The organism is Amycolatopsis sp. Hca4, from assembly GCF_013364075.1.
Classification (GTDB): domain Bacteria; phylum Actinomycetota; class Actinomycetes; order Mycobacteriales; family Pseudonocardiaceae; genus Amycolatopsis.
On the sequence record NZ_CP054925.1, the window covers coordinates 3,003,299 to 3,026,169 of the forward strand.

Here is a 22,871-nt window from a genome sequence, read left to right on the forward strand (position 1 = left end):
CCTGGTTCGGCTACACCCGGCCGCTGGTGGCGCAGTTGCCGGGGCCTGTCGTGGAAGTGCGGTGTGTGGTGCCGCTCGAGGTCGCCCGGGCGCGCTACTACGCGCGGGCCGCGCACCGGCACGCGGAACCGGATCTGCCCGCGGTCATCGGTGAAATCCTTCGCGCGGCCGGGAAGCCAGGGCCGGACTGTCCACTGTAGAGTTTGCCGCCCGCTTGACCGTCTTGATCACCGGCGCGGTTTCGACGTGGGTGATCGACGGCAGCGCGGCGACCCGGGTGGTCAGGTACCGGTACAGCTCCCGCTGGTTCGCGCACACCACGCTGGCGTACAGGTTCGTCGGCCCGGTGGTCGCGGCTGCGAACGCGATTTCCTGGTGCCCGGCCAGTGCCGCACCGGCCTCTTCCAGGTGCGCGGGGGCGACCGACAGCCAGAGCAGCGTTCGCGAGCCGACGCCGAACATGCTTCCGTCGACGTCGATGTCCAGGTACAGCACACCGCGTTCGCGCAGCTCGGTCATCCGGCGCCGGACCGTCGTCGGCGACCAGCCGGTCACCGCGGCCAGCCGCTCGAGCTCGGTCCGGCCGTCGGCGGCCAGCGCGGCGAGGAGACGGCGATCGCCGTCGTCGAGCCGCACCGGCCCCGGCCGGTGGGGCACCGGGGGCGGGCGCAGCCGCTCGATCGCCGCCTCGTCCAGCGAACCGAGCTTGGCGACCAGGCTGTCCGGGCCGCCGTAGAACGCGTGCAGCACGGAGTGCGCGGTCACGCCCTCCACGCGCGGAGTGCGCGGCAGCTTCGCCAGCAGCAGCGCCTCGCTGTCGGCTTCGCTCTCCGTGCGGACCGTGCAGGTGATCTCCGTGCCGCCGGAGGAAATGCTCACCCAGGACGTGTCCGGGCGCCGGGCCAGCGCCTCGGCGACCGGGAGCGACGCGGCGGGCGCGCAGCGCACCCGCAGGAACCACAGCACCGCGCCCAGTGCCGTCGGGTCGACCCCGCCGAGCACCCGCACCGCTCCCGTCGACCGCAACCGGGCGTACCGGCGGGCGACGGTGCGATCCGCGACGCCGAGAACGTCGGCGATCGCGCTGAAAGGGGCCCGGCCGTTGACCTGCAGGGCGTGCACGAGCCGGCGGTCCAGCTCGTCGTAGTCGGATTCCACCGCCTTGAGGGTAGTTCCCGTCGGATATCGGCTCAATACGCGGCACTTCTGGCCTGATTACGGCGGCCGGCGGAGCGTTGCGCTCGTCCTGATCGACGACCACCAGGAGAGAACCCATGGACACCGATGTGCTCATCGTCGGCGCGGGCCCGACCGGCCTGATGCTGGCCAACGAACTGCGGGTGGCGGGCGTGCCGGCCGTGCTGGTCGACAAGCTGGCGCAGCGCAGCACGTTGTCGAAGGCGGGCGGCGTGCAGTCCCGCACGCAGGAGGCGCTCGACCAGCGCGGGTTGCTGGAACCGTTGCTGGCCACCGGGGAATACCCGGCAGGCACCGCACACTTCGCCGGCATCACGCTCCCGCTGACCCGGGGCAGGCACCGCCACCCGTGGCGGTCGGTTCCCCAGGTGGTGATCGAGGGCTTTCTCGAGCAGCACCTTGCGGCACAGGGGATTTCCGTGCGGCGCAACCACGAATTGACCGGCCTCGCCCAGGACGAGGACGGCGTCACCGTGACGTTCGCGAGCGGCGAAGTCATCCGCTGCCGTTACCTCGTCGCGGCCGACGGGGGCCGCAGCACGGTGCGGTCACTGCTCGGGGCCGCGTTCCCCGGCAGGCCGGGCACGACCACCACGGTCGCCGCCGACGTGCGGTTGAGCGGCGACACCCCGGCGATGACGCACGCCCGCAGCGAGGACGGGCACTGGGTGTCGGTGTTCCCGCTCGGCACCGACCCGCAGGGCAGGCCACTGCGGCGGCTCGCACTGGGCGGGCCGGGCCGGTCGCTGCCCCGCGAGGTCCCGGTCACCGAAGACGAGATCCGCGACGGGTTGCGGGCCGTCTTCGGTGACCGGGTGCAGCTGCTCGAACTGTGCTACGCCCGCCGCATCACCAACGCGGCCCGGCAGGCCGAGCGGTACCGGCACGGACGGGTGTTCCTGGCCGGCGACGCCGCCCACGTCCACCTCCCGATCGGTGCGCAGGGCATGAACACCGGGCTCCAGGACGCGCTCAACCTCGGGTGGAAACTCGCCGCCGCGGTGCGGGGCTGGGCCCCGGAGCACCTGCTCGACACCTACCACGCCGAACGCCACCCGGTCGCGGCCGCCGTGCTGCGCAACGTCCAGGCGCAGAGCCTGCTGATGGACCAGCAGGGCACCTGCGACCCGGACCTGGTGGCCGTCAAGGACCTGTTCGCCGCGCTGGCGCACCTGCGGGACGTGCAGTACCACCTCGACGACATGCTGTCCGGCATGGGCATCCGCTACCCGATGCCGGGCGCCGGGGACCAGCCGCTCGTCGGGCTCCCCGCGCCGGACGTGGACCTCGGCCCGGTCCGGTCGCACGAGCTGCTGCGGCCCGGCCGCGGCGTCCTCCTCGACCCGCTCGACAGGTTCGCCAAGGTCGCCGCCCTCTGGCCGGACCGGGTCGACCGGGCGGGGCAGGACAGCGGCGCCGAACCGATGCTCGTCCGCCCGGACGGCTACGTGTGCTGGGCCGGGGATCCGGACGACCTCGAGCCGGCACTCACCCACTGGTTCGGTGAGCCGGCTTCAGCTTCCGGTGGCGACGGCATCACCAGTCGTACTCCTCGGTGACGGCGTCCTTGTCGCGCAGCAGCCCGCCACCGCGGCGGCGACCGGCTTGACCGAAAACCGGGTTGGCGCCCAGCGCCACCATGCGGAACCGGAGAGGGTGGCGCACGGTGAGGTCGGCCGGGCCGCCGACCCAATCGGCCTCGACGTAGTAGCGCGCCTCGTCGATGTGCGCCTCCACGGCGTTCCGGAGGGTCAGCAGATCCAGCAGCTCGGGACCCTCCCGGACGCCGTGCACGAGGCCGGAGACCAGGGTCGGGGTGAACGGGCACAGTTGGTCACCGTCCGGCGGCCCGAAGCTGGACCCGCCGAGCACGAACGCGCCCGGGGCGTGCTCCTGGAACAGCCGGGGACCGACCCCGTCGAGCACGACGACGGACCGGACAGCCTGTGCGCCTCCGATCATCCTGGCGACTTCGCCGAGACTGCCCACGACGTCCTCGGCCCGGTTCGGGCCGGGCCGGGCTTCGCCGGGCACCGGCTGGTAGGGCGATGTTCTGGCCGCGAAGTAGAACAGCAGCGTGTCGGTGGCCGTGTCGGCGGCCGCCGACACGGCGCCGAGCAGCTCGCTCGGATCCCGGGGGCTCCGGACCACCTGCGTGTGTGCGGCGTCGAAGGCCGCAGTCGTGGTCGGCAGCGTGAGCGCCTCGGCGAGCTCGGTGGCCAGTTTCTCGGGACCCCCGTGCTGCCGGGGCACGCCGTCGTCACAGCCGACCAGCACGGCCCGGGAACGCTGAAGGTCCGGCAGAAGCGGGTGCCTGGTCACCCGGCCAACCATGCACGTCCTGAACGACGAACGCCATCCCCGGCGCGCGACGGCTTACTGCCGGCCGATCCGGTCCAGCTCGGCCAGATCGCCGGCGGACAGGGTGGTTGCCGCGCCCGCGATGTTCTCGGTCAGGTGCGCGACCGACGAGGTGCCCGGAATGAGCAGGATGTTCGGTGCCCGGTGCAGCAGCCAGGCCAGGGCGATCGACATCGGCGTCGTGCCCGACCGCGCCGCGACGGCCGACAGCGTCGAGGACTGCAGTGGGCTGAACCCGCCGAGCGGGAAGAACGGCACGTAGGCGATGCCGTCGCTCGCGAGGGCGTCGATCAGCTCGTCGTCGTGCCGGTGGGCGAGGTTGTAGGCGTTCTGCACGCACACGATCGGCGCGATCGCCCGCGCTTCGGCGACCTGCTCCGCCGTGGCGTTGGAGACGCCGAGGTGCCGGATCAGCCCGTCACGCTGGAGCTCGACCAGGGTCTCGAACGCCTCGGCGAGCGAGCCGGGCTGCGGTCCCAGCGCGTTGCCGAGGCGGAGGTTGACCAGGTCGAGCCGCTCGACGCCGAGGGTCTTCAGGTTTTCGTGCACCGCCCGGCGCAGCTCGGCGGGCTGCCGCGCCGGGGGCCAGCCGCCCTGGTCGTCGCGGCGTGCGCCGACCTTGGTCACGATGTGCAGCTCGTCGGGGTAGGGGTGCAGCGCCTCGCGGATCAGCTCGTTGGTGACGCGAGGGCCGTAGGCGCCGGAGGTGTCGATGTGGGTGATGCCGAGGTCGGCGGCCTTGCGCAGGACGGCGAGGGCGCCTTCGCGGTCGGCGGGCGGCCCCATGACCCCGGGTCCGGCGAGCTGCATGGCGCCGTAGCCGAACCGCGTCACGGTCAGCTCGCCCAGGGACCAGGTGCCACCGGGCAGGGAAAGTTCGAGTTGATCAGTGCTCATGCCGTCGATCCTCACCCGCTGCCGGGCAGGGCGGCCAACACCGATCCGGTGCACTGTGATACTCGCGAGGTATCACAGCTACGCTGTGGCATGGACACCCTGGAGACCCGCGAGCTGCGGTACTTCATCGCCGTCGCCGACGAACTGCACTTCGGCCGGGCCGCCGAGCGCCTCGGCATCGCCCAGCCCCCGTTGTCCCGGGCGATCCAGCAGCTCGAGCGGCGTCTCGGCGTCACGCTGCTGGAGCGCAACCGCCGCGGCGTCTCGCTGACCGGCGCCGGCGAGATCCTGCGGCAGGAGGGCCGGGTGGCGCTCGACGCGACGGCCGCCGCGGTCCGCCGCACCCGCCGCGCCGGCGCCAACGACCGGCTGGTGCTGGCGGTGAAGGCCGGCGCGTTCCACGAACTGCTGAACAAGCTCCTCGACGCCTACGCGGCCGAGCCCGGCGCCGCCGAGATCGAGGTCCTGCCGAGCGGAACGTGCGAACAGGAGGAGATGCTGCGCGACGGCCGCGCCGACGTGGCCCTCATGCACACGCCGTTCAACTCCCTGACCGGGTTCGACAGCGTCGCGCTGATGACGGAGCCGCAGGTGGCGATCCTGCCGGCCAGACACCGCTTGACCAAGCGGAAAACGTTGTCGCTGAACGAGATCTCGGACATTCCCGACCTTCCGCTCGCCCGCTGGGCCGGCAACGGCACCTACCAGCCCGGCCCGGGACCGGAGATCCACGACCAGACGCAGCTGGCCCAGCTGATCGCCCTCGGCCGCACGGTGGCGGTGTTCCCGGAGTCCGCCCGCACGTGGTTGTGGGAGGAGCACGCGGCGGTCCCGTTGAGCGACGCCCCACCGGTGACGACGCACATCGTGTGGCCGGCGCACAGCCGGTCCCGCGTCCTCGCCGAGCTGATCCGGACAGCCTCACAACTGTGAGGCCCCGGCTCGCCGGGCAACCGCCGTGGTGTTCCTGGCGTGCTGGAAGCAGGTCGCTGTTGCAGAACAGGCCGTAGGCTGAGGCGGACTCGTGTTGATGGGGGTGGCTGCGCATGGAGCTCGCTGTCGGGGGAATCGGCGGCTGGCTGCTCCAAGCTTTCCCCGACATCACCAGCAATCTGATCGCGGCGGCCATCGGCGGGGTGCTGGTCTGGTCGACGACAACGGTGAGACGCCGCCTCAAGCTGGTCCGCGCGCGCAAGTTCTGGCGGGCACTGGGTGGCCGTCACCCGTTGATCGTCCTGGGAGCCCACGACTTCGGCCCCCGGCGGCGGTGGGCCAGGGCCGGCGTGGTCGGCATGGGGGACATCGAGGCGCTCGTGGAAATCGAAGCCCAGCTCCGCAAGCTGGGGTTCGTCGGGAAGATCACCGAGTCGAAGCAATTGACCCCGCGTGAACTGAGTTCCGACCTCGTCTTGCTCGGCGGCCCTGTGGCGAACGACGTGACGCGGACAATGCTGGCGAAGCTGGACGGAGTGCTTTCTTATGCCTTCGCGGAGGATCCCGACCACGAGGCACACGTCGTGTACGACGTGCAAGCAGGCCGCGCGCTGGCGCCGCAGTACGAGCAGTCGGGCTGTCCGGTCAGTGACTACGGCTTGATCATCCGCACCCCGAACCCCCTGGCGCCGGACACCTCGGAGCTGGTCATCGTGGCGGGGTGCTGGGAGCACGGCACCTGGGCCGCGGCGGAGAAGCTCGGGGACCGGAAGCTCCTCCGCAGGCTCAGGAGGATGAAGCACTTCGAGGTCCTCGTCGAGACGACGGTGGTGAACGGCGCCCACTACAACACCAAGGTGGTCGAAATCCGCCGGGCTTCATTCTGAGCTGGGACGACCTACTCCTTGGACGTGACCGTGGCGAGTTCCGCACAGTGTTCGGCCAATGCACGGGTGCCGGCTTGCCAGGCTGTCTCATCGACGCCCAGCGCGGAGCTCAGATACGCCCACGTCATCCGCTGGGTGATCGCGAGCCGCTCCGGGTCTTCGTCGTCGGTTTCCTTGAGGTCGTAGCCCATGATGCCGCCGAGGAAGTGTTTACCGCCGATGAGCGTCAGGAGTGCGTCAGCGCCGACCGCGTGCGTGTACGGATCGGTGTGCCAGGCCGGGCCGCGGAAGGTCAGGTAAGGGCTGTCGTCCTGGTCTCCGCAAACCACGAGCGTTTTCGTTGTGAGAGAGGAGAAATCGAGGTCGAGTTCGGGATAGCGCCCGAGCACGGCGGGAAGCAGCCCGTCGCCGTTGCCGACCGGCGCCAGCAGCACGCCGGCCTTGATCCGCGGGTCGAGCGTGCTCGGCTCTCCCGGCAGGCTTGCTCCCAGCAGCAGACCGGCCGTCTGCGCTCCGGCGGAATGCCCCATCACCGCGACCCGGTCGCCGTCGAGCCGCCCGGGGATGCGGGCCTGCGCCTCGATCTCCTCGAGGCGGTCGAGGATGAGGCGCATGTCGTCGATGCGCGAGCGCCAGAACATCGAGTGCCCCGGCGCCGACGGGTCCAGGCCGAGGCCGCCGATCTTCGAGCTCAGGTGGGTGGGCTGGATGACCGCGAACCCGTGCGACGCGTAGAAGTCGGCCAGGGGGCTGTAGCCGTCCTTCGAGGGCAGGTACCGGGACGCGCCGCCTCCGTGCGAGAGCAGGATGACGGGCACCCGGTCGTCGCCGGCCGGGATGGACAGGCGCAACTCGAGCGGCAGCGGACGGTTCGCAGCCGCCAGTGTCACGGGGTTGTACGAGACGGCCTGGGTCCCGGGACTGACGGGGATGCGCAGCGCGAGGTCGATGTACTTGTTCATGGAGTGCGCACTCTTCTCCGGCTACAGTAAGTGGAGCCTGATTCCACTTACCATACGGAATCGGATTCCACTTAGCAAGACGGGAGCATGCCCCATGGCTGCACGGCCGCCGCGCGCCGACGCGCAGCGCAACATCGATGCACTGCTGTCCGCCGCCCGCACCGTGTTCGCCCGCGACGGCGTCGACGCCCACGTCAAAGCCATCGCGGCGGAAGCGGGCGTCGGGGTTGCCACGCTGTACCGCCACTTCCCCAAGCGCTCGGACCTGGTGCTGGCGGTGCTGAGCCACGAGGTCGACGAGTGCATCGCGATCGCGCCGGCGCTCTCGGAGTCCTTCCCGCCGCGGATGGCGCTGGCGAAATGGGTGGACCGGTACACGGAGTTCGTCGCCACCAAACGCGGGCTCGCGGCCGCACTCCACTCGGGCGACCCCACCTTCGAGGGCCTGGGCACCCGCCTGCTCCAACGACTGGAACCGGCCTTCGCCGGGCTTTTGGACGCCGCCCGGGCGTCCGGGGAGATCCGCCCGGACATTTCGGCCGGCGACCTGCTGCGCGCCGTGGCCCACCTCTGCGTCCCGGGACCGGATGAGGGAGTGGCGTTCAGCCGGCGGATGGTGCACCTGCTGCTCGATGGCCTCGAGCAGCGGCACGAACAAGAACGATGAGTTCGGCGCACCCACTCGCGCCACCTGGTCACCCGGTTCCAGCCGTCAGTGCGGACTATCCCTTTGCCGTTGCCTCGGTTTGCCAGCCGAGCAGAATCGCGCGCAACGCCTGCTCGGCGAGCCGCTGGGCGCGCTCGTTGCCGACGGTGCCGAGATAGCCGAGCGAAGCTATGCCATAGAGCGTGCCCCAAATGATCTCGCAGGCCTCATCAGGATCGGCCAGGACCACGTCGTGCGCGTCTGACCAGGCAGCGAGCAGTTCCTTCACCACGGCGATCGCCGGTTCCGCGGCGTGCCGGCGCTCGTCCGCGTCGACCACCGTGCCGTTCATCACCTCGTACAGGTGGGGGTGTTCGCCGGCGAATCGGACGTACTCCGACGCGGTGCGTAGCAGGCGCAGGTCGATGTCGGGCTCCTCGGCTGCCTGCCGGAATGAGGCCAGCATCAAGCGGTGACCGTGCGCGACCAGCTCCAGCAGGAGCGCGTCCTTGTTCGCGAAGTGCTGGTAGACGACGGGTGCGGAGTACTCGATGTCGGTCGCGATGCGGCGGATCGTCAGCGCCGCGACGCCCTCCGTCTCGAGGACGTGCAGCGCGGCCTCGATGATCCGCTCGCGGGTGCTCGCCCGTTCGCGGGCCCGTCTCGTGCTGGTCGGCATGCTCCGCCACTTCGCTTCGGTGCTGTCCTCGGACCCTAGCCGTCGAGCCTTGACGATCACATCTCGACGCGGCTAAGTTAGCAACGTTAGAAAATCTAACGTCGTTAGGAACGGGCGCGATCCCGGACTCTCAAGGAGAAAACCCGTCATGGCCGAACACGTGATCATCGGCGCCGGTTCCATCGGCACGAACGTCGCCCGCCTGCTGGCCGAGCGCGGCGACACCGTCCGGATCGTCACGCGCAGCGGTTCCGGCCCCGCGCACCCGCTGATCGAGCGGGTCGCCGCGGACGCCTCCGACCCGTCAGGAATAAAGCAGCTGTCGCGCGGCGCGAAGGTGATCTACCACTGCGCCAACCCGCCCTCCTACACGATGTGGGAACGCTTGCTGCCACCCCTGCAGACCGCGGCGATCGCCGCGGCGAAGGCCAACGACGCGGTCCTCGCGCTCACCGGCAGCCTCTACGCCTACGGACCGCAGCCCGGCGGCCGGATGAACGAGCACACTCCACTGGCCGCCACCGGGCACAAGGGACGTCTGCGCAAACGGATGTGGGAGCAGGCCCTCGCCGCCGGCATCCGCACCGTCGAAGTCCGCGGCTCCGACTACATCGGCAAGGACGCGAACGGCATCTACCCCCTGCTGATCGCACCGGCGTTGGAGAAGGGCCGTGCCGCGTGGATCACCGGGCACCTGGACATGCCGCACACGTTCACCTTCAACGGCGACATGGCCAGAGCCCTGGTGACCCTCGCCGAGGACGAACGCGCGTGGGGCCGGGCCTGGCACGTGCCCTCCCCGCCGGCGGTGACCATCCGCGAGCTCGCGCGACGCTACGCCCTCGCCGCGGGCCGGGCGCCGGTCAAGCTGATCCAGCTGCCGCGCTTCGTGATGCGCACGGCCGGGCTGGTCGTGCCCATCGCGCGCGAGATGGCCGAAATGGACTACCAGTGGTACGAACCGTTCCACATGGACGCGACCGAGACGGCGGACACCTTCGGCCTGATCGCCACCGACCTCGACACCGCCATCCACGACCAGGTCGGCGGCGCACAGCGCGGCCGCAGCTGATGTCCGCCTCGGCACACGGGTTCGACCCCAACCATCAGAGCGGCGGCGCGTAGGCGTTGGAGCCTCAGCGGAACTCGGTGACATTGCGCGCGACCCAGTCGGCGAACGGGCGCGGGGCGCGGCCGAGGACCTGGTGGACGTCCGGGCTGACACGCACTTCGGCCGGGCTCGGGGAGCCGAGGATGTCCAGGGTGTCGTCGGCGAGCTCGCCCGGCATGGTCCGGGTCATGCCGGCCTTGGCCTCCTCGCGGGTGAGCTCGTGGAACCGCACCGGCGAGCCCAGCGCGGCGGCGATGACCTCCGTCTGCTGCCGCGGCGTGATCACCTCGGGGCCGGTCAGCTCGTACACCTGCCCGGTGTGCCGGTCGTCCAGCAGGCAGGCCGCGGCGACGTCGGCGATGTCCACCGGGTCGATGATCGGCACCCCCGTGTCGCCGAAGGGCGCGGCGACCACCTGCCGGGTGCGGACGGACTCGGCCCACCACAGGGCGTTGGAGGCGAAGCCACCCGGCCGCAGGATGGTCCAGTCCAGGCCGGACTCCCGCAGCAGGTCCTCCAGCGCCCGCATCGCGATCCGCGTCGTGCCGAACGGCCTGGTGGCCACGCCCAGCGAGGACAGCAGAACGACCCGGCGCACCCCGCCGGCCGCGGCCTTGCCGATGACGTCGGCCGGACCGGCTCCGGCGGCGTGCAGGTCGCCGGACAGCAACAGGAACAACGCCTTCGCCCCGGCCAGCGCGGGTTCGAGGCCGGCGGGCTCGGCCAGGTCGGCCGCCACGTGCCGGACGCCGTCCGGCACCGCCGCGGCGTGCCGCGACACCGCCGTCACCTGCTGCCCCGCCTCGGCCAGCGCCCGCGTCAACGGCCGGCCCACATTTCCGGTCGCCCCGGTCACCACGATCATGAACAGCTCCCTTGTCGATGTGCTTGTGGCGTCGACGCTACGAAACCGGGCTAACTCTCGGTAAGGGCATACCTTTGGGTAAGCTCATGACATGACGGGAGGCGCACAGCTCACACGGTCTGGCGGCGAGGCGCGGCATGAGGTGTTTCACACCGACTGCGCCGCGCGCGAAGTGGTCGACCACGTGACCAGCCGCTGGGGCGTCTGGGTCTTGATCTCCTTGCAGCGCAACGACCTCCGGTTCTACGAGCTGCGGGAGAGCATCCAGGGCATCAGCGAGAAGATGCTCGCCCAGTCCCTGCGCGCCCTGGTCAAGGACGGCCTCGTCTGGCGGCGGGTCGAGCCGACGACGCCACCCCAGGTCACCTACGGGCTGACCGAGTTCGGCCGGGAGGTCGGCGAGCCGCTGGCGGAGCTGTTCGGCCGGATCACCCGACGGCTGTCACCAGGCAGCGCGGGCTAGCGCGCGGTCCTGACGCCGAGCGGTAACCCGTGCCCCGATAGGCTGCCCCGCCATGTGGCCTGGGGTGTCGGTGTCCGGAACCGGTGGCGTTGTCGCGGCAGCCGACATCGCCGCGTTCTCACAAAAGCACGGGATGCCGCTGCCGGGCGCCTTGGCCGAGCTCTACCGGCAAGCCGGAGTCGGCACATTCGGTGGTTTCCTGCACTTCGAAGCGCCGGACGAAATGTGCACGCACCGGGAACTCATCGAGGACCTGATCGACGAGGACGACGAGGAGGAGCTGGCACCGACCGCCGACGTCATCGTCTTCGCCCGCACCGACAACAGGGACATGTGTGGCTGGCACGCCGCCGACCTCGCCGCCGGCGAGGACCGTGTCGTCCGGCTCGACGGCTTCGACGAGGAACCGCTCGCCGGCTCGACCCGTCGATTCCTCGACGGCCTGCCCGGCACCGACTACTTCGGCTTCGGTGTCCTCGCCCCGACCTACCGGCGCCACGACTGGCGCGCATAGGCGAACACGACGCCACGAGGTTTCTCCCGCTAACGCCCCTCGCGTGGCGCGGCAGCGGCCGGCAGATCAGCGGCGACCGCGGAAAGATCAGCAGCACTCTCGGCCAACAGCGTGGCGAAGCCGTCCTCGCCGAGTACCCAGCGTCTGGTCGCCGTCCCCAGGATGGCCATGCCCAAAGCCGTTGCCAGCCTTGACGTCTGCTCGTCGTGGCCCCTGCCGCGTAGCGCCGCCGCTGTTGCCTCGGACAGCATTGCTTCCTTGATCAAACTGCGTTCCCGCAACGGCGGGTTGGCCGCGATGACCGCCCGCAGCTCGATCAGCAGTTCGCGCGGTCGCAGCACCTCGGGGACCGCCGTGAACGCGGCCATCAGCGTTGCCAGCGCACCCGTTCCCGCCGGCACCTCGGCGATGCCCGCCTCCAGACACGCCTGCAGCTCGTCGCCGGCGAAGAGAACCTCTCTCTTGTCGGTGAACCAGCGGTAGAACGATCGCTCGGTCAAGCCCGCGTGCTTGGCGATCTGGGCCACCGTCGTGCGGTCGTAGCCCTGATCACGGAACAACTCCAGCGCCGCGCGCTCGAGCCGCTCACGGGTGTTGCCCTCCCAGCGTGCCATGGGCCCAGCATAGTGACAGCAGATGCTGTCGTCACCGTGGTACCGTCGAGTGACGACAGCATCTGCTGTCACTCATCCCCTCGTCAGGAGATCGCCATGCGCACCCTGCGTTTCCACCACACCGGTGAGCCCCTCGACGTCCTGCGGCTCGAGGAAACCGAACCGCCTCGGCCGGGACCGGGGCAGATCCGGGTCGCCGTGGAGGTCTGCACGGTCAACCCCGCCGATCTGGCCCTGTGCCGGGGCCTTTACCCCGGCGATCTGCCCCGCGGCGTCGGGCTCGAAGTCGCCGGCACCGTCGATGCCGGCGGCGACGATGTGACCGGCGTCCGGCGCGGGGACGCGGTGTTCGGGCCCGCTCCGTTCACCGGACCGACCGCGGGCGCGTCCGATCACGCGCTGCTCGACGTCTGGTTCCCGCGGCCAGCCACCCTCGAACCGGCGGCCGCCGCCGCGTTGCCCATGGCCGTCGACACCGCGCAACTCGGCCTCGACCTGCTCGACCTCACCGCCGGCACGACCCTGCTGGTCAGCGGCGGCGGTGCCACCACGGGCTTCGCCGCCGTGCAGCTCGCCCGCCGGACCGGGGCGCGGGTGCTCGCCACCGCCGGCCCTGCCCACGCCGATGCCCTGCGCGCCACCGGAGCCGAGGTCACGCCCTACGGCCAGGGCATGGCCGAGCGGATCCGCGAACTGGCGGGCGGCCCCGTCGACGTCGTCCTCGACGTGTCGCCGCCCGACGAGGCCACCATCCCGGAACTCCTGCGCACGGTCACCGATCCGCGGCACGTCCTGACCATCAGCAATCTGGCCCAGGCCCGGGCATCCGGCGCTCGCGACGCGTTCACCGAGGGGCCTCTCGGGCACCGCTACGACGTCGTCGGGGAGTGCGCGCGGCTCGCCGCCGAGGGGCGCTTCGGGATTCCCGTCGCCCGCGTCATCCCCCTCGACGACTGGCGCGAAGCCATCGAACTAGCGCAGTCACCCCGCCCGGGCGGCAAGGTCGTCCTCCGGATCGCCGAGCCCCGGTGAGGCGGCTCAGGCGCCCTCACGGGCGAAGTACGGTTCCGCCGCGGCCAACCGCGGCACCGGAACGCCCAGCCGCCGCGCTTCGGCCAGGGTGTCCCGGCAGACCTCACGCGGCTCCTCCGCGTCCGGGTCGGAATGCGCCGCGAAGCTCTCCCGCGCGAGCGCGACACGGGCGGTCAGCCAGGCGAGCACGGGAGCCGTCAGGCAGGTGGGCGCCCGGAACAGCAGCAGACCACCCCGGTGACGGCGCAGGTCGACGCCGCGCGCCTCGAGGAGCGGCAGCAGCTCGCGGCCGGTCAGCAGCGCCTCGCGGATGCTGCCCGTCGACCCGGTCAGCCGGGACAGGGAACCCTGGCGCACTCCTTGGGAAAGCAGGCCGGCGTCCGACGCGAAATGGACCCACAGCCAGCCACGGAAGTCGGGGCGCTCCCTGATCCGCAGCCCCGCTTGGCGGAACGCCTCGCGTACGGCCCGCTCGCGGTCGGTCGGGGGCCTGCCGAAGGTGCCGAAGATGACCGATCGCAGCAGCTGGCCGTGGAGCACGCCGTCCGCGCCGAAACCACCGCCCGCACCGGGAAAGCCCCAGGCGACCTGCTCGGCGGGAAGGGCGCCGATCGCGGCCGCCGGCTCGGTCCAGATGTTGCCGAAGACCAGGACCGTCGCCCGGCCGACCCGCGGGGCCAGGAAGGCCGCCGCCTCCGGGAGGCGGTGGTGCGGCACGCTGAGCACGATGAGGTCGAAGTCGTGGTCCGGCGCCAGCTCCTCGCGGTAGCGCACCGGCCACTTCTCGACGACGCGCTGCCCCCGCACCCGGCGCCGCGTGTCGAGCAGCTCCAGGTCCACCGCGTCCCCGTACGTCGCCGCGCGGCCCGGGCGGACGTAGAACTCGACGTCGTTGCCGGCTCGTTGCAAGGCCCAGCCGTAGATGGTGGCGACCACGCCTCGCCCGAACATCAGGATCTTCACACTGCACCTCGTGCGGTAGGATTGATTTGGAGATCATCTCCACTTAGAAAATATGGAGGTCATCTCCATTTGTCAACGCGAGGGAGCGCATGACCGCCGACAAGCCGCTGCGGGCCGACGCCCGGCGCAAGCGCGAGGCCCTGCTCGCCAAGGCTCGGGAGGTCTTCGACACCGGCGACTTCTTCGACCTGCGCTTCGACGACTTCGCCCGCTTGGCCGGCGTGGGCACCGGCACGCTGTACCGCCACTTCCCCACCCGGGAGGCGCTGGCTGAGGCGGTCTACCGCGGGGAGGTCGCCACACTGTGCGAGCGCGCCCGCGAACTGCAGGCCACGCTGCCCGCGGCGGAGGCGCTGGCGAAGTTCCTGCGGGACACGGTCGACCACATCGGCGCCCACGTGGGCCTGGCCCGGACACTGGCCACGCTCATGGCGGCCGGCTCGGACACCCTCGCCGACGGCAGCCGGGAACTGGAGCAGGCGGTCACCGACCTGGTCACCGCGGCCGTGCGGGACGGCACCGTCCGCGACGACGTGAGCCCCGGCGCGATCATGATGGCCCTGCACGGCATCGGCGCGGCCCACGACCGCCCTGAGTGGCGGACCGAAGCCGACGGTGTCATCACCCTCGTGCTGGCCGGGCTGCGCCCAGGCGGCTAGCGCGCACGATCCGACCAGCACTGGCCGATATCGGGGTGCACCGGGTTCGGATCTGTGGCACGTTGCCTCGGTGCAGAACGACCACCCGGCGACTTCGAACGCGCCGAAACCGGATGTTCGCATCGTGCAGCTGACCGGCCCCACGCTCGACGCACTCGCCCGCGGCGACCTGGCCGGAGCGAACGCGACCAGTCCGGTACCCCTGACGGCCTACCTCGCCGGCCCGGACCGGCGCCGGTTGTGGGAGAGGCGCAGCAGGCAGGTCGCCGCGGATCCCGGCAGCGCCGCCTGGGTCACCGGCGTGATCTGGGACCGGCAACGGGAATCGGCCGTCGGAACGGCCGGTTACCACGGACCGCCCGACACCGCGGGAATGGTGGAGATCGGCTACGCCGTCGACCCGGCACACCGGCGGCGCGGTTACGCGCGGGCGGCGCTGGAGTCGTTGCTGGCGCGCGCCGCCCGCGAGCCGCGGGTGCACACCGTCCGGGTCACGATCAGCCCCGGCAACACCGCCTCCTACCGGCTGGCCTCGCAGTACGGCTTCGTCCAGGTCGGCGAAGACCGGGACGACGAGGACGGGCTCGGGATCATCTACGAAATCCCGGCAACCCAGTCATAGCCACGCTTTGCGGGGCGACGCCGGGCGTCGCCCCGCAAAGCTGTTTCCTGCTAACGGATCTCGAACGGTGCCGACACGTCCACCGCGTACGGGGTCGTGGTGTTCTTGTTCAGCTGCAGCACATAACTGCCCGGCACCACCACGGGCGGCCCCGACGCGTCGATGTCCGACCCGCTCGCCGCCAGCGTGCTCGCCGGGAACGTCACCTTCACGACCTGGGACCGGCCCGGGTCGAGCGTCACCCTGGCGAAGCCGACCAGCCGCTGCGGCGGGACGGCCACCGGGCTCACCGGCTGGGCCACGTACACCGGCACGATGTCCGTGCCCGCGCGGGTTCCGGTGTTGGTGACCGTGAACGTCGCGGTGGCCGTGCCGTTCCGCGCGACCTTCGGCGTCACCGCCAGGTTCGTGTGGGTGAACGTCGTGTACGACAGGCCATAGCCGAACGGGTACTGCGGGTTGTACGCGTTGCCCGGACCGGATGCCGTGCTGGGCAGCTGGTCGAAGAACTTCGGCTGGTCGCCGAGCGGGGACGGGGCCGTGCCGGCGAAGTCGGCGCCGACCGCCGGTGCGTCGGACGGCCAGCTGATCGGCAGCTTGCCCGCCGGGTTCGCCTTGCCGAACAGGACGTCCGCCACCGCGGTGCCGGTTTCCGTGCTGCCCTGGTAGGCCATCAGGACCGCGTTCGCCTTCTCCGCCGGGCCCAGCCCGACCGGACGGCCCGCCACGACCACGACGATCACCGGCTTGCCGGTCGCCTCCAGCGCGGAGATGAGCGCCTGCTGGTCGGGGGCCAGCGCCGGTGCCGGGTTGTCGCCCAGCCCTTCCGCGTACGCCTTCTCCCCCACCACCGCGACGTACGCACTGGTGTCCGCCGCGGCCGCGACGGCACTGGCCTGGTCCGGCGCGTAGACCGCGGCCGGGTTCGCGGCCCGGATCCCGTTCAGCACCGTGGTGCCCGGCGGGATCTGGTTCTCCGGGCCCATGCAGCACACGTGCCCGGCACCCGCCACGCCCTGCCAGCTCACGCTCCAGCCGCCGAGCTGGTTGGTCATCGAGTCCGCGCTCGGACCGGTGACCACGACCTTCGCGCCGGACGGCAACGGCAGTGCGTTGTTTTCGTTGCGCAGCAGGGTGATCGACTCGCGCGCGGCCTTCGCCGTCTGGTCGCGGCCCGCGGTGACGGCGGCGTTGGCCGCGTTCGCGTCGACGCACGGTTTCGCCGGGTCGGCCACGCACGGCTGGTCGAACAGGCCGAGCTGGAACTTCAGCGTGAGGATGCGGCGCACGGCCTGGTCGATCCGCGCCCGCGAGATCTGGCCGGTGTCGACGGCCTGCAGGATCGCGGCCTGCCACCCCGCCGCGTCGGAGACCTGCATGCTCATGTCGACACCCGCGTTCACGGCCGCGGCGATGGCGCCCGGCAGGTCCGCCGCGATGTGGTAGGCGGTCTGCAACGCCGTGACGTCCTGGTAGTCGCTGATCACGACGCCCTGGAAGTGCAGCTGGCCGCGCAGGATGTCCGTGAGCAGGTGGTGCGACGAGGTGGCGGGAACGCCGTTGATCGAACCGGAGTTGACCATCACCGTCCCGGCGCCGGCGTCGATCCCGGCCGCGTACGGCGGCAGGATGGTCGTCTGGAGGTAGTTCATCGGCAGCAGCGCTTCGGCCCGGTCGTGGCCGTTGATCGACTGCGAGTACCCGGCGAAGTGCTTGACCGTCGCGCTGACGTTCAGCTCGCCGCGCCTGCCCGGCGTCTGCATGCCCTTGATGTTCGCGGCGCCCATGGCGGCCGACAGGACCGGCTGCTCGGCCCACGTCTCGTAGGTGCGGCCCCAGCGGTTGTCGCGCGCGATGTCCTGGACCGGCGCGAAGTTCCAGTTCCAGCCGGTGGCGCGCAGGGCGTCCGCGGTCGCCTTGCCGCCGGCCTGGGCGAGCGCGGGGTCCCAGGTGGCGCCCATGCCGATGGAGTGCGGGAACAGCGGCGCCTGCCACGGGTGGCCGAAGCCGTGCACCGCGTCGATGCCGAACACGACCGGCAGGTGCAGGCGTGAGTTCTTGATCGCGAACTGCTGGATGGTGTTGTACTCGGTGGCCCAGTCGTAGCCGGTGTTGCCGACGCCGCCCTTGCCCGTGGTGTCGACCGGGTTCTCGGTCCCGCCCGCGAGGACCGAGCCGACGTTGGCGTCGATCAGGATCTTCTTCATGCACTCGGGGTTGGGCAGGTTGAAGCCGTTGTTGCCGCAGGTGGTGCCGTTCGGGTCGGTCAGCGTGCTGACCAGCTGCTGGTCCATCTGCCCGACCTTCTCGGGCAGCGTCATCGCGTGCAGCAGCGCCTCCACCCGCGCCGGCACCGGGCGATGGGTGTCGAGCCAGGGTGTGACGGCGGGTTCGGCACTGCTACTGGCGGTGAACGCGGGAACCGCGAGCAGGGCCGCCGCCGCGAACACCGTGACGGTGGCGCGGGTACTGCGTCTGTGGTTGCGGAACACCTGAACTCCTTCAGCCGTGGTCGGCGCAGACCGGCCGGATGGGGTGCGAGGGCACCGTAGGCAGCTTCTGACGGGCTGTAAAGCGCCGAACGGCGGCCGGGCCTTCGCTTCTTCACGACTTGGAGTAAGTGGTGGCCTGTGTCGTACGTCCTCACCGGCCCGCCGCCCGACGGGCGCGTTGTACGTTGTCCACGAGTTGTCGACACCGGTGGAAACCCGCTGGCCGCGGGGCTGGAGGCACTGTGCTGGAAGCGCTGGGCATGACGCCCGACGAAGAACGGGTCTACCGGGTCATCGTCGGCGGGTACCGGACCGCGCCCGACGAGATCGCCGCCCGGAGCGGCGTGCGCCGTGGTGACGTCGAACCCATCCTGGACGTCCTGCTGGCGAAGGGGCTCGTCAACCGGGCCGACGGGCACTTCGTGTCCGCTCCGCCGGACGTCTCCCTCGGGCCGCTGCTGGTCGACGGCCAGGAGAAGCTCGAAGCCGCCAGGGCCGCCGTGTCCCAGCTCGCCGAGGAGTACCGCGGCAGCGCCCGGCGGCGGGACTCCGCGCAGCTCGTCGAGGTCATCACCGGGGTCGACGCGATCCGGCGGCAGGCGCTCGCCATCCAGCGCAGCGCGCGCGAGGAGTCACTCTGGTTCTGCCTGGAGGGCAACGTCGCGATGGCGGCATCGGAGAACGTCGAGGAGGCGCTGGCCCAGGCCCGCGGTGTGCAGTACCGCGTCATCTACGAGACCGGCCTGCTCGAAGAACCCGGCCGGATCGTCAACGTCCTGGAAGGGATCGAAGGCGGCGAGATCGCCCGCTCGATCTCCAAGCTTCCCGTGCGCCTGGCCATCTCCGACCGCTCGGTGGCGCTGTGCCCGCTGGTCAGCCACGACAGCACCGGCGAGCCCACCGCCGCGCTCGTCCGGGAGAGCAGCCTGCTCTCCGCGCTGGTCGCGTTGTTCGAGGTCTACTGGGAACGCGCGTCACCGCTGCGGATCGGGGACACCGCGCCCACGCCGCACCTCGACCCCGACGAACGGCGGCTGCTGTCCCTGCTCATCGGCGGGGTCAGCGACAAGTCGATCGCCACCCAGCTCAACGTCAGCTACCGGACCGTCCAGCGGCGCCTGCAGGACCTCATGCGCCGGGTGAACGCGCGCACCCGGATGCAGCTGGCCTGGCAGGCCAGCAAGCTCGGCTGGCTGGACGAGCCGAGCCCCGGATACCTCCTGCCGCGAAGCGGGAGGCACCCGGAGCCCTTGAGCGACGCCGCCGCTAGCTGAGCCCGTACGCCCGCAGCACCGTCTGGTCGACGGCGTTGCCCGCGCTGTCGGTGGCCTGCACCCGCAACGCGACGTAGGAGTTCGTGGCACGGAGCGACGGGTGGTCGATCGTGGCCTCGTAGGACTTCCCGGTGCGCTTGACGTCGACCGCGCGCCAGGTCTTGCCGTCGTCGTAGGACGCCCAGGCCTTCACCGAGCGCACGTCCGGCGCGGCCATCCCGTCCTGGAACCGGGCGCTCAAGCCGATCCTGGCCTTGCGGCCCGCCGGGAGCCGGTTGCCGGCGTCCGCGTCGACCGCGTAGTCCAGCTGCAGCAGCGGGAGCAGCGCCGGGGACGCCGACCGGGCCGAGCGGAACGTCCACGACGTCTGCGTGCTGGTGCCGAACAGCCACTCCGGCGAGTCACGGCGCACCGACAGGTCGAGCCGGTAGGTCGCCGGGTCCGCGCCGGCCGGGAACGTGCCGAACGCGTACGGCTGCTCCGACACGAGCTTGCCGTCGCGGAACAGCTTCGCCGACGTGACGGCCGGCCCGGCTTGGTCGTCGCCTTCGTTGAAGCCGTAGTGCCCGGCCTCGCTGTCGACGAACTCCGGGATCCGGATCTGCAGCTTGTCCCCTTCGCGGGTCGACTCCGCGCCCGGCACGCCCCGCGGGATGGCCGGCCGGACGACCGGCGCGAACCAGTCCTCGGTGATGTTCTCCTTGCCCGTGTACGTGCGCGGCGCCGCGGTCATGCCGCCCTGGAGCGGGGACATCTCGTCCCAGATCAGGCCGTGCTTGACCCGGTGCTGCCACAGGACGTCCCCGGAGCTGACGTACTCCACCCGCGTCGACGGCGTCGTCACGTACCGCTGGTACTCGTTGACGGCGAAGTCCTGCCACGGCTTCCAGGCGAACCGCTGTTCCTTGGCCTCCCCGCCGCTGCCGGTCTGGCGGTAGTGGGTGGTGACGGTCGCGGTGTTCGCCGCGGTGACCCGGTGGACGGGCTTGTCCGGGATCCGGTCGCGCTCGGTCTGCACCACGTCGTAGAGGTACGGGCTGACCGCGACCCCTTGCAGGCTCAGGAAAACCGGGAACCGCTTGATCTTCTCGAGCAGCGCGAGCCCCTCGTCCCGGTCGAGCTGGACGGTCGGGATCCTGAGGAACGGCGCCGCGCTGATCGACGGAACCGAGGCGGTGCCCCAGCCGTCCGGCACGACGATGAAGACGATCGCCGCCCCGGCGTCCGCGGCCGCGCGGGCGACCTCGTCGCGGTTGTAGTCCGCCGGGTCCGGGTCGACGATCGCGGCCTTCCCCCGCACGTTCTTGAAGTCCGCCGGCTTGCCGCGCCCCGCGGAGACGGCCTGCAGCAGCCGCCAGCCGTCCAGTTTGGGCGAGCCGGCGAGGTAGCGGTTCGTCAACGCGTCCCGGCCGCCCAGGACGTTCACCGTCAACGGCGGCGCGATCCGCGACCAGCGGGACCCGAACTCGAAGGCGCCGGTGGTCACCTTCGGGGTCGGGGTGACGCGGAGTTCGCGGGTGTAGTCGAACTGCATGGCGTAGTTCGCGATCCGGCGCGGACCGAGTTCCCGGTAGGTGTAGTAGCTCCAGATCCCGGCCTGTTCGGACGGTTGCGGGGTCTGGATGTCCACCTTCACCGCCTTGCGGGCGTCCAGCACCACGGTCGTGTCGCTGCTGATCCGCAGCTCCGGCAGGACGACCTGGGAGACGGTGAGGCCGTCCCGGGTCCCGTCGACCTCGGCGGTCAGGTAGTACACGCCGTCGCCGAGCTCGACCGTCAGGCTTTCGCCGCCCAGCCAGGTGTTGACGTCGAAGCGGTAGTCCTCGCCGTACATCAGCAGCCACGGCGCCACGGTCGGCTTGCCCTGCAGGTCGAGCGCGGTGAGGGTGACCTTGTGCTTCGGCGCGGTCTTGTCCGCGCCGAGCGCGGTGTGCACGACCACGCCGCCGGCCGTCGCGGTGAGCCGTCCGCTGTAGGTGCCCGCCGCCAGTTTCGCCGGGTCGCCGGTGACCGTGACGGTCGCCCGCCCGCCGGCCGGAACGTCCACAGTGGATTTGTCGACCCGGATGCCGTCGGCGGCGGGGACACCGGCGAGGGACTTGGCGTCGAGCGCGAGCTTCAGCGAAACCGGGGTGGTTCCGGCGTTGGTGTAGGTGACCTGCTTGGCCACCGGCGCCTTGCCGTTCTCGACCGCGCCGAGGTCGAGCGTGCCGGTCCCGAAGACCTTCTGCTTGACCGCGCGGGCCACGTCGACCCGGCCGCCGCCCTGCTCGAACACCGAGAGCCCGGTCGCGGTGAGGGACGTGCTGGCCAACGCGTCCTTCAGCTGCCTGCCCGTCCAGTCGGGGTGCTGCTGGGCGAGGATCGCCGCGGCGCCGGCGACGTGCGGCGTGGCCATCGACGTGCCGGAGGCGGCGGTGTAGTGGTCGTCGACGACGTCGCCCATGGCGGTTCCCGCGGCGCGGGCGGCGACGATGCCGACGCCGGGCGCGGTGATGTCCGGCTTGACGGCGTTGTCGCCCAGGCGCGGGCCGCGGCTGGAGAACGACGCCAGTTTCTCGTCACGGCCGACCGCGCCGACGGTCAGCGCCGCTTCGGCGGTGCCCGGCGAGCCGACCGTGTAGGCGCCCTGGTCACCGTCGTTGCCCGCGGCCACCACGAAGAGCGTTCCGGTCTGCTCGCTGAGCGCGTTGAGGCCGACGCTGAGCGCGTCGGTGCCGTCGGTCGGGCCGCCGCCGAGGCTCATGTTGACCGCCTTGGCGCCCGAGTGCGCGGCCCACTCCATCCCGGCGAGGACCCAGGACTCGTAGCCGAAGCCGTCGTCGTCGAGCACCTTGCCGACGAGCAGTTTCGCGCCCGGCGCGGCACCCTTGAGCCTGCCGCCCGAAGCGGCGCCGGAACCCGCGATCGTCGAGGCGACGTGCGTGCCGTGACCGAAGTGGTCGGTCGTGTCGGGGCTGGTCGTGAAGTTGACCGCCTCGCTCACCCGCCCGGCCAGGTCGGGGTGGGTGGGGTCGTAGCCGGTGTCGAGCACCGCGACCGTGGTGCCGGTGCCGTCGTAGCCCGCGGCCCACGCCTCGGGGGCGCCGATCTGCGGGACGCTGCGGTCGAGGGAGACGCGGACCTTGCGGTCCAGGGAGATCCGCTCGATGTTCCCGGACGAGGCCCAGAACGCGGTGGCGGTGGCCTTGCGGGCGCGCGCGGACCGGCCGTTGACGCTGCTCAGCGTCGCGCCGAGGTCGGCGTTCGCGGTGGTTTTCCGGAGGTCGGTGCCCTTGCCGTAGGTGAGGATCAGCGGCAGGCTCGCCGACTGCTCGTCGGCGTAGCCCTCGGCGATCAGCTCGGTGACGTCGAAGAGGGTCCGGTCGACCTGCTTCGAGGCCAGCCGCGGGGTGACGTCCTCGGGGAAGACGCTGAGGTGGCCGTCGACCTCCTGCTGGTGGAACCGGATCTTCTCCCGGCCCGGCGCGGGCTGGACGGTGGCGGCCTGCTTGCCGCCGGGCTGCCGTTCGACCTGGACGACGTCCCCGGTGAGCAGGGTGACCGAATGGCGTTCGGTACCCGCGGCGGACGCTGCCGCGTGCGGGCCGGGCGTCGCGTTCGCGACTCCGGCGGTGCCCGCGGCGAGGGTGCCGACGCAGGCCACGACCACTACAGATGATCTCCAGTGCATCGCACCAGGCTCGCCCCGGCGCCGTGA

21 protein-coding genes are annotated in these 22,871 nt (G+C 71.4%); 11 read left to right on the plus strand and 10 right to left on the minus strand.

Annotation, left to right across the window (positions count from 1 at the left end; all coding sequences use genetic code 11):
* Positions 1–144: 144 nt before the first annotated feature.
* Entirely contained in the window at positions 145–1,158 is a 1,014-nt protein-coding gene (locus HUT10_RS13100; protein ID WP_176171457.1) for an Lrp/AsnC family transcriptional regulator, read from the minus strand.
* 116 nt (positions 1,159–1,274) lie between these two features.
* On the opposite strand from HUT10_RS13100, the gene HUT10_RS13105 reads away from it, so the two are divergent.
* Complete coding sequence (locus HUT10_RS13105) at positions 1,275–2,756, plus strand: FAD-dependent monooxygenase (protein WP_176171458.1); 1,482 nt, start codon at positions 1,275–1,277, stop codon at positions 2,754–2,756.
* Here HUT10_RS13105 and HUT10_RS13110 read toward each other — a convergent pair.
* Entirely contained in the window at positions 2,734–3,519 is a 786-nt protein-coding gene (locus HUT10_RS13110; RefSeq protein ID WP_176171459.1) for a hypothetical protein, read from the minus strand. The two genes, HUT10_RS13105 and HUT10_RS13110, sit on opposite strands and share 23 nt — an antisense overlap.
* Before the next feature lie 54 nt (positions 3,520–3,573).
* Entirely contained in the window at positions 3,574–4,455 is an 882-nt protein-coding gene (locus tag HUT10_RS13115; RefSeq protein ID WP_303246962.1) for an aldo/keto reductase family oxidoreductase, read from the minus strand.
* A gap of 90 nt (positions 4,456–4,545) precedes the next feature.
* Between HUT10_RS13115 and HUT10_RS13120 the strand changes: the two genes are divergently transcribed.
* Entirely contained in the window at positions 4,546–5,388 is an 843-nt protein-coding gene (locus HUT10_RS13120; RefSeq protein WP_176171460.1) for a LysR family transcriptional regulator, read from the plus strand.
* A gap of 113 nt (positions 5,389–5,501) precedes the next feature.
* A complete protein-coding gene (locus tag HUT10_RS13125) occupies positions 5,502–6,275 on the plus strand; it encodes a hypothetical protein (RefSeq protein WP_176171461.1) in 774 nt (257 codons plus the stop codon).
* Positions 6,276–6,286: 11 nt separating this feature from the next.
* Here HUT10_RS13125 and HUT10_RS13130 read toward each other — a convergent pair whose 3' ends face one another.
* Positions 6,287–7,237 (minus strand): alpha/beta fold hydrolase, encoded by a 951-nt coding sequence (locus HUT10_RS13130; RefSeq protein ID WP_176171462.1) that lies wholly within the window; start codon positions 7,235–7,237, stop codon positions 6,287–6,289.
* 94 nt (positions 7,238–7,331) lie between these two features.
* Here HUT10_RS13130 and HUT10_RS13135 point away from each other — a divergent pair, with 94 nt between their 5' ends.
* Entirely contained in the window at positions 7,332–7,904 is a 573-nt protein-coding gene (locus tag HUT10_RS13135) for a TetR/AcrR family transcriptional regulator (protein ID WP_176171463.1), read from the plus strand.
* A 55-nt stretch (positions 7,905–7,959) separates the two neighbouring features.
* Here HUT10_RS13135 and HUT10_RS13140 read toward each other — a convergent pair whose 3' ends face one another.
* Positions 7,960–8,562, minus strand: a complete 603-nt coding sequence (locus HUT10_RS13140; RefSeq protein ID WP_176171464.1) for a TetR/AcrR family transcriptional regulator — start codon at positions 8,560–8,562, stop codon at positions 7,960–7,962.
* Positions 8,563–8,710: 148 nt separating this feature from the next.
* On the opposite strand from HUT10_RS13140, the gene HUT10_RS13145 reads away from it, so the two are divergent.
* Entirely contained in the window at positions 8,711–9,634 is a 924-nt protein-coding gene (locus HUT10_RS13145) for an NAD-dependent epimerase/dehydratase family protein (protein ID WP_176171465.1), read from the plus strand.
* A 64-nt stretch (positions 9,635–9,698) separates the two neighbouring features.
* On the opposite strand, the gene HUT10_RS13150 is transcribed toward HUT10_RS13145, so the two are convergent.
* Entirely contained in the window at positions 9,699–10,538 is an 840-nt protein-coding gene (locus HUT10_RS13150) for an SDR family oxidoreductase (RefSeq protein WP_176171466.1), read from the minus strand.
* Positions 10,539–10,680: 142 nt separating this feature from the next.
* Here HUT10_RS13150 and HUT10_RS13155 point away from each other — a divergent pair, with 142 nt between their 5' ends.
* Positions 10,681–11,001 (plus strand): helix-turn-helix domain-containing protein, encoded by a 321-nt coding sequence (locus HUT10_RS13155; protein WP_254896853.1) that lies wholly within the window; start codon positions 10,681–10,683, stop codon positions 10,999–11,001.
* A gap of 52 nt (positions 11,002–11,053) precedes the next feature.
* The gene (locus HUT10_RS13160; RefSeq protein WP_176171468.1) at positions 11,054–11,515 is read left to right on the plus strand and encodes an SMI1/KNR4 family protein; all 462 of its coding nucleotides are present in this window, start codon (positions 11,054–11,056) and stop codon (positions 11,513–11,515) included.
* Positions 11,516–11,544: 29 nt separating this feature from the next.
* On the opposite strand, the gene HUT10_RS13165 is transcribed toward HUT10_RS13160, so the two are convergent.
* Entirely contained in the window at positions 11,545–12,129 is a 585-nt protein-coding gene (locus HUT10_RS13165; protein WP_176171469.1) for a TetR/AcrR family transcriptional regulator, read from the minus strand.
* Positions 12,130–12,225: 96 nt separating this feature from the next.
* Between HUT10_RS13165 and HUT10_RS13170 the strand changes: the two genes are divergently transcribed.
* Positions 12,226–13,161 carry an NADP-dependent oxidoreductase gene (locus tag HUT10_RS13170; protein ID WP_176171470.1) on the plus strand — a complete coding sequence of 312 codons (936 nt, stop codon included), beginning with the start codon at positions 12,226–12,228 and terminating at the stop codon, positions 13,159–13,161.
* 6 nt (positions 13,162–13,167) lie between these two features.
* Here HUT10_RS13170 and HUT10_RS13175 read toward each other — a convergent pair whose 3' ends face one another.
* The gene (locus tag HUT10_RS13175) at positions 13,168–14,124 is read right to left on the minus strand and encodes a ketopantoate reductase family protein (RefSeq protein ID WP_176171471.1); all 957 of its coding nucleotides are present in this window, start codon (positions 14,122–14,124) and stop codon (positions 13,168–13,170) included.
* Positions 14,125–14,213: 89 nt separating this feature from the next.
* On the opposite strand from HUT10_RS13175, the gene HUT10_RS13180 reads away from it, so the two are divergent.
* Both HUT10_RS13180 and HUT10_RS13185 read left to right on the plus strand, forming a co-directional pair.
* Positions 14,214–14,783 (plus strand): TetR/AcrR family transcriptional regulator, encoded by a 570-nt coding sequence (locus HUT10_RS13180; RefSeq protein ID WP_176171472.1) that lies wholly within the window; start codon positions 14,214–14,216, stop codon positions 14,781–14,783.
* A gap of 70 nt (positions 14,784–14,853) precedes the next feature.
* Positions 14,854–15,405 carry a GNAT family N-acetyltransferase gene (locus HUT10_RS13185; RefSeq protein ID WP_254896854.1) on the plus strand — a complete coding sequence of 184 codons (552 nt, stop codon included), beginning with the start codon at positions 14,854–14,856 and terminating at the stop codon, positions 15,403–15,405.
* Between the two features lie 50 nt (positions 15,406–15,455).
* Here HUT10_RS13185 and HUT10_RS13190 read toward each other — a convergent pair whose 3' ends face one another.
* Entirely contained in the window at positions 15,456–17,897 is a 2,442-nt protein-coding gene (locus HUT10_RS13190; protein ID WP_176171473.1) for a glycoside hydrolase family 3 N-terminal domain-containing protein, read from the minus strand.
* A 242-nt stretch (positions 17,898–18,139) separates the two neighbouring features.
* Between HUT10_RS13190 and HUT10_RS13195 the strand changes: the two genes are divergently transcribed.
* Positions 18,140–19,171 carry a LuxR family transcriptional regulator gene (locus HUT10_RS13195; protein WP_176171474.1) on the plus strand — a complete coding sequence of 344 codons (1,032 nt, stop codon included), beginning with the start codon at positions 18,140–18,142 and terminating at the stop codon, positions 19,169–19,171.
* On the opposite strand, the gene HUT10_RS13200 is transcribed toward HUT10_RS13195, so the two are convergent.
* On the minus strand, positions 19,164–22,823 hold the full coding sequence (locus HUT10_RS13200; RefSeq protein WP_217709596.1) for a S8 family serine peptidase: 3,660 nt from the start codon (positions 22,821–22,823) through the stop codon (positions 19,164–19,166). The two genes, HUT10_RS13195 and HUT10_RS13200, sit on opposite strands and share 8 nt — an antisense overlap.
* Positions 22,824–22,871 lie beyond the last annotated feature (48 nt).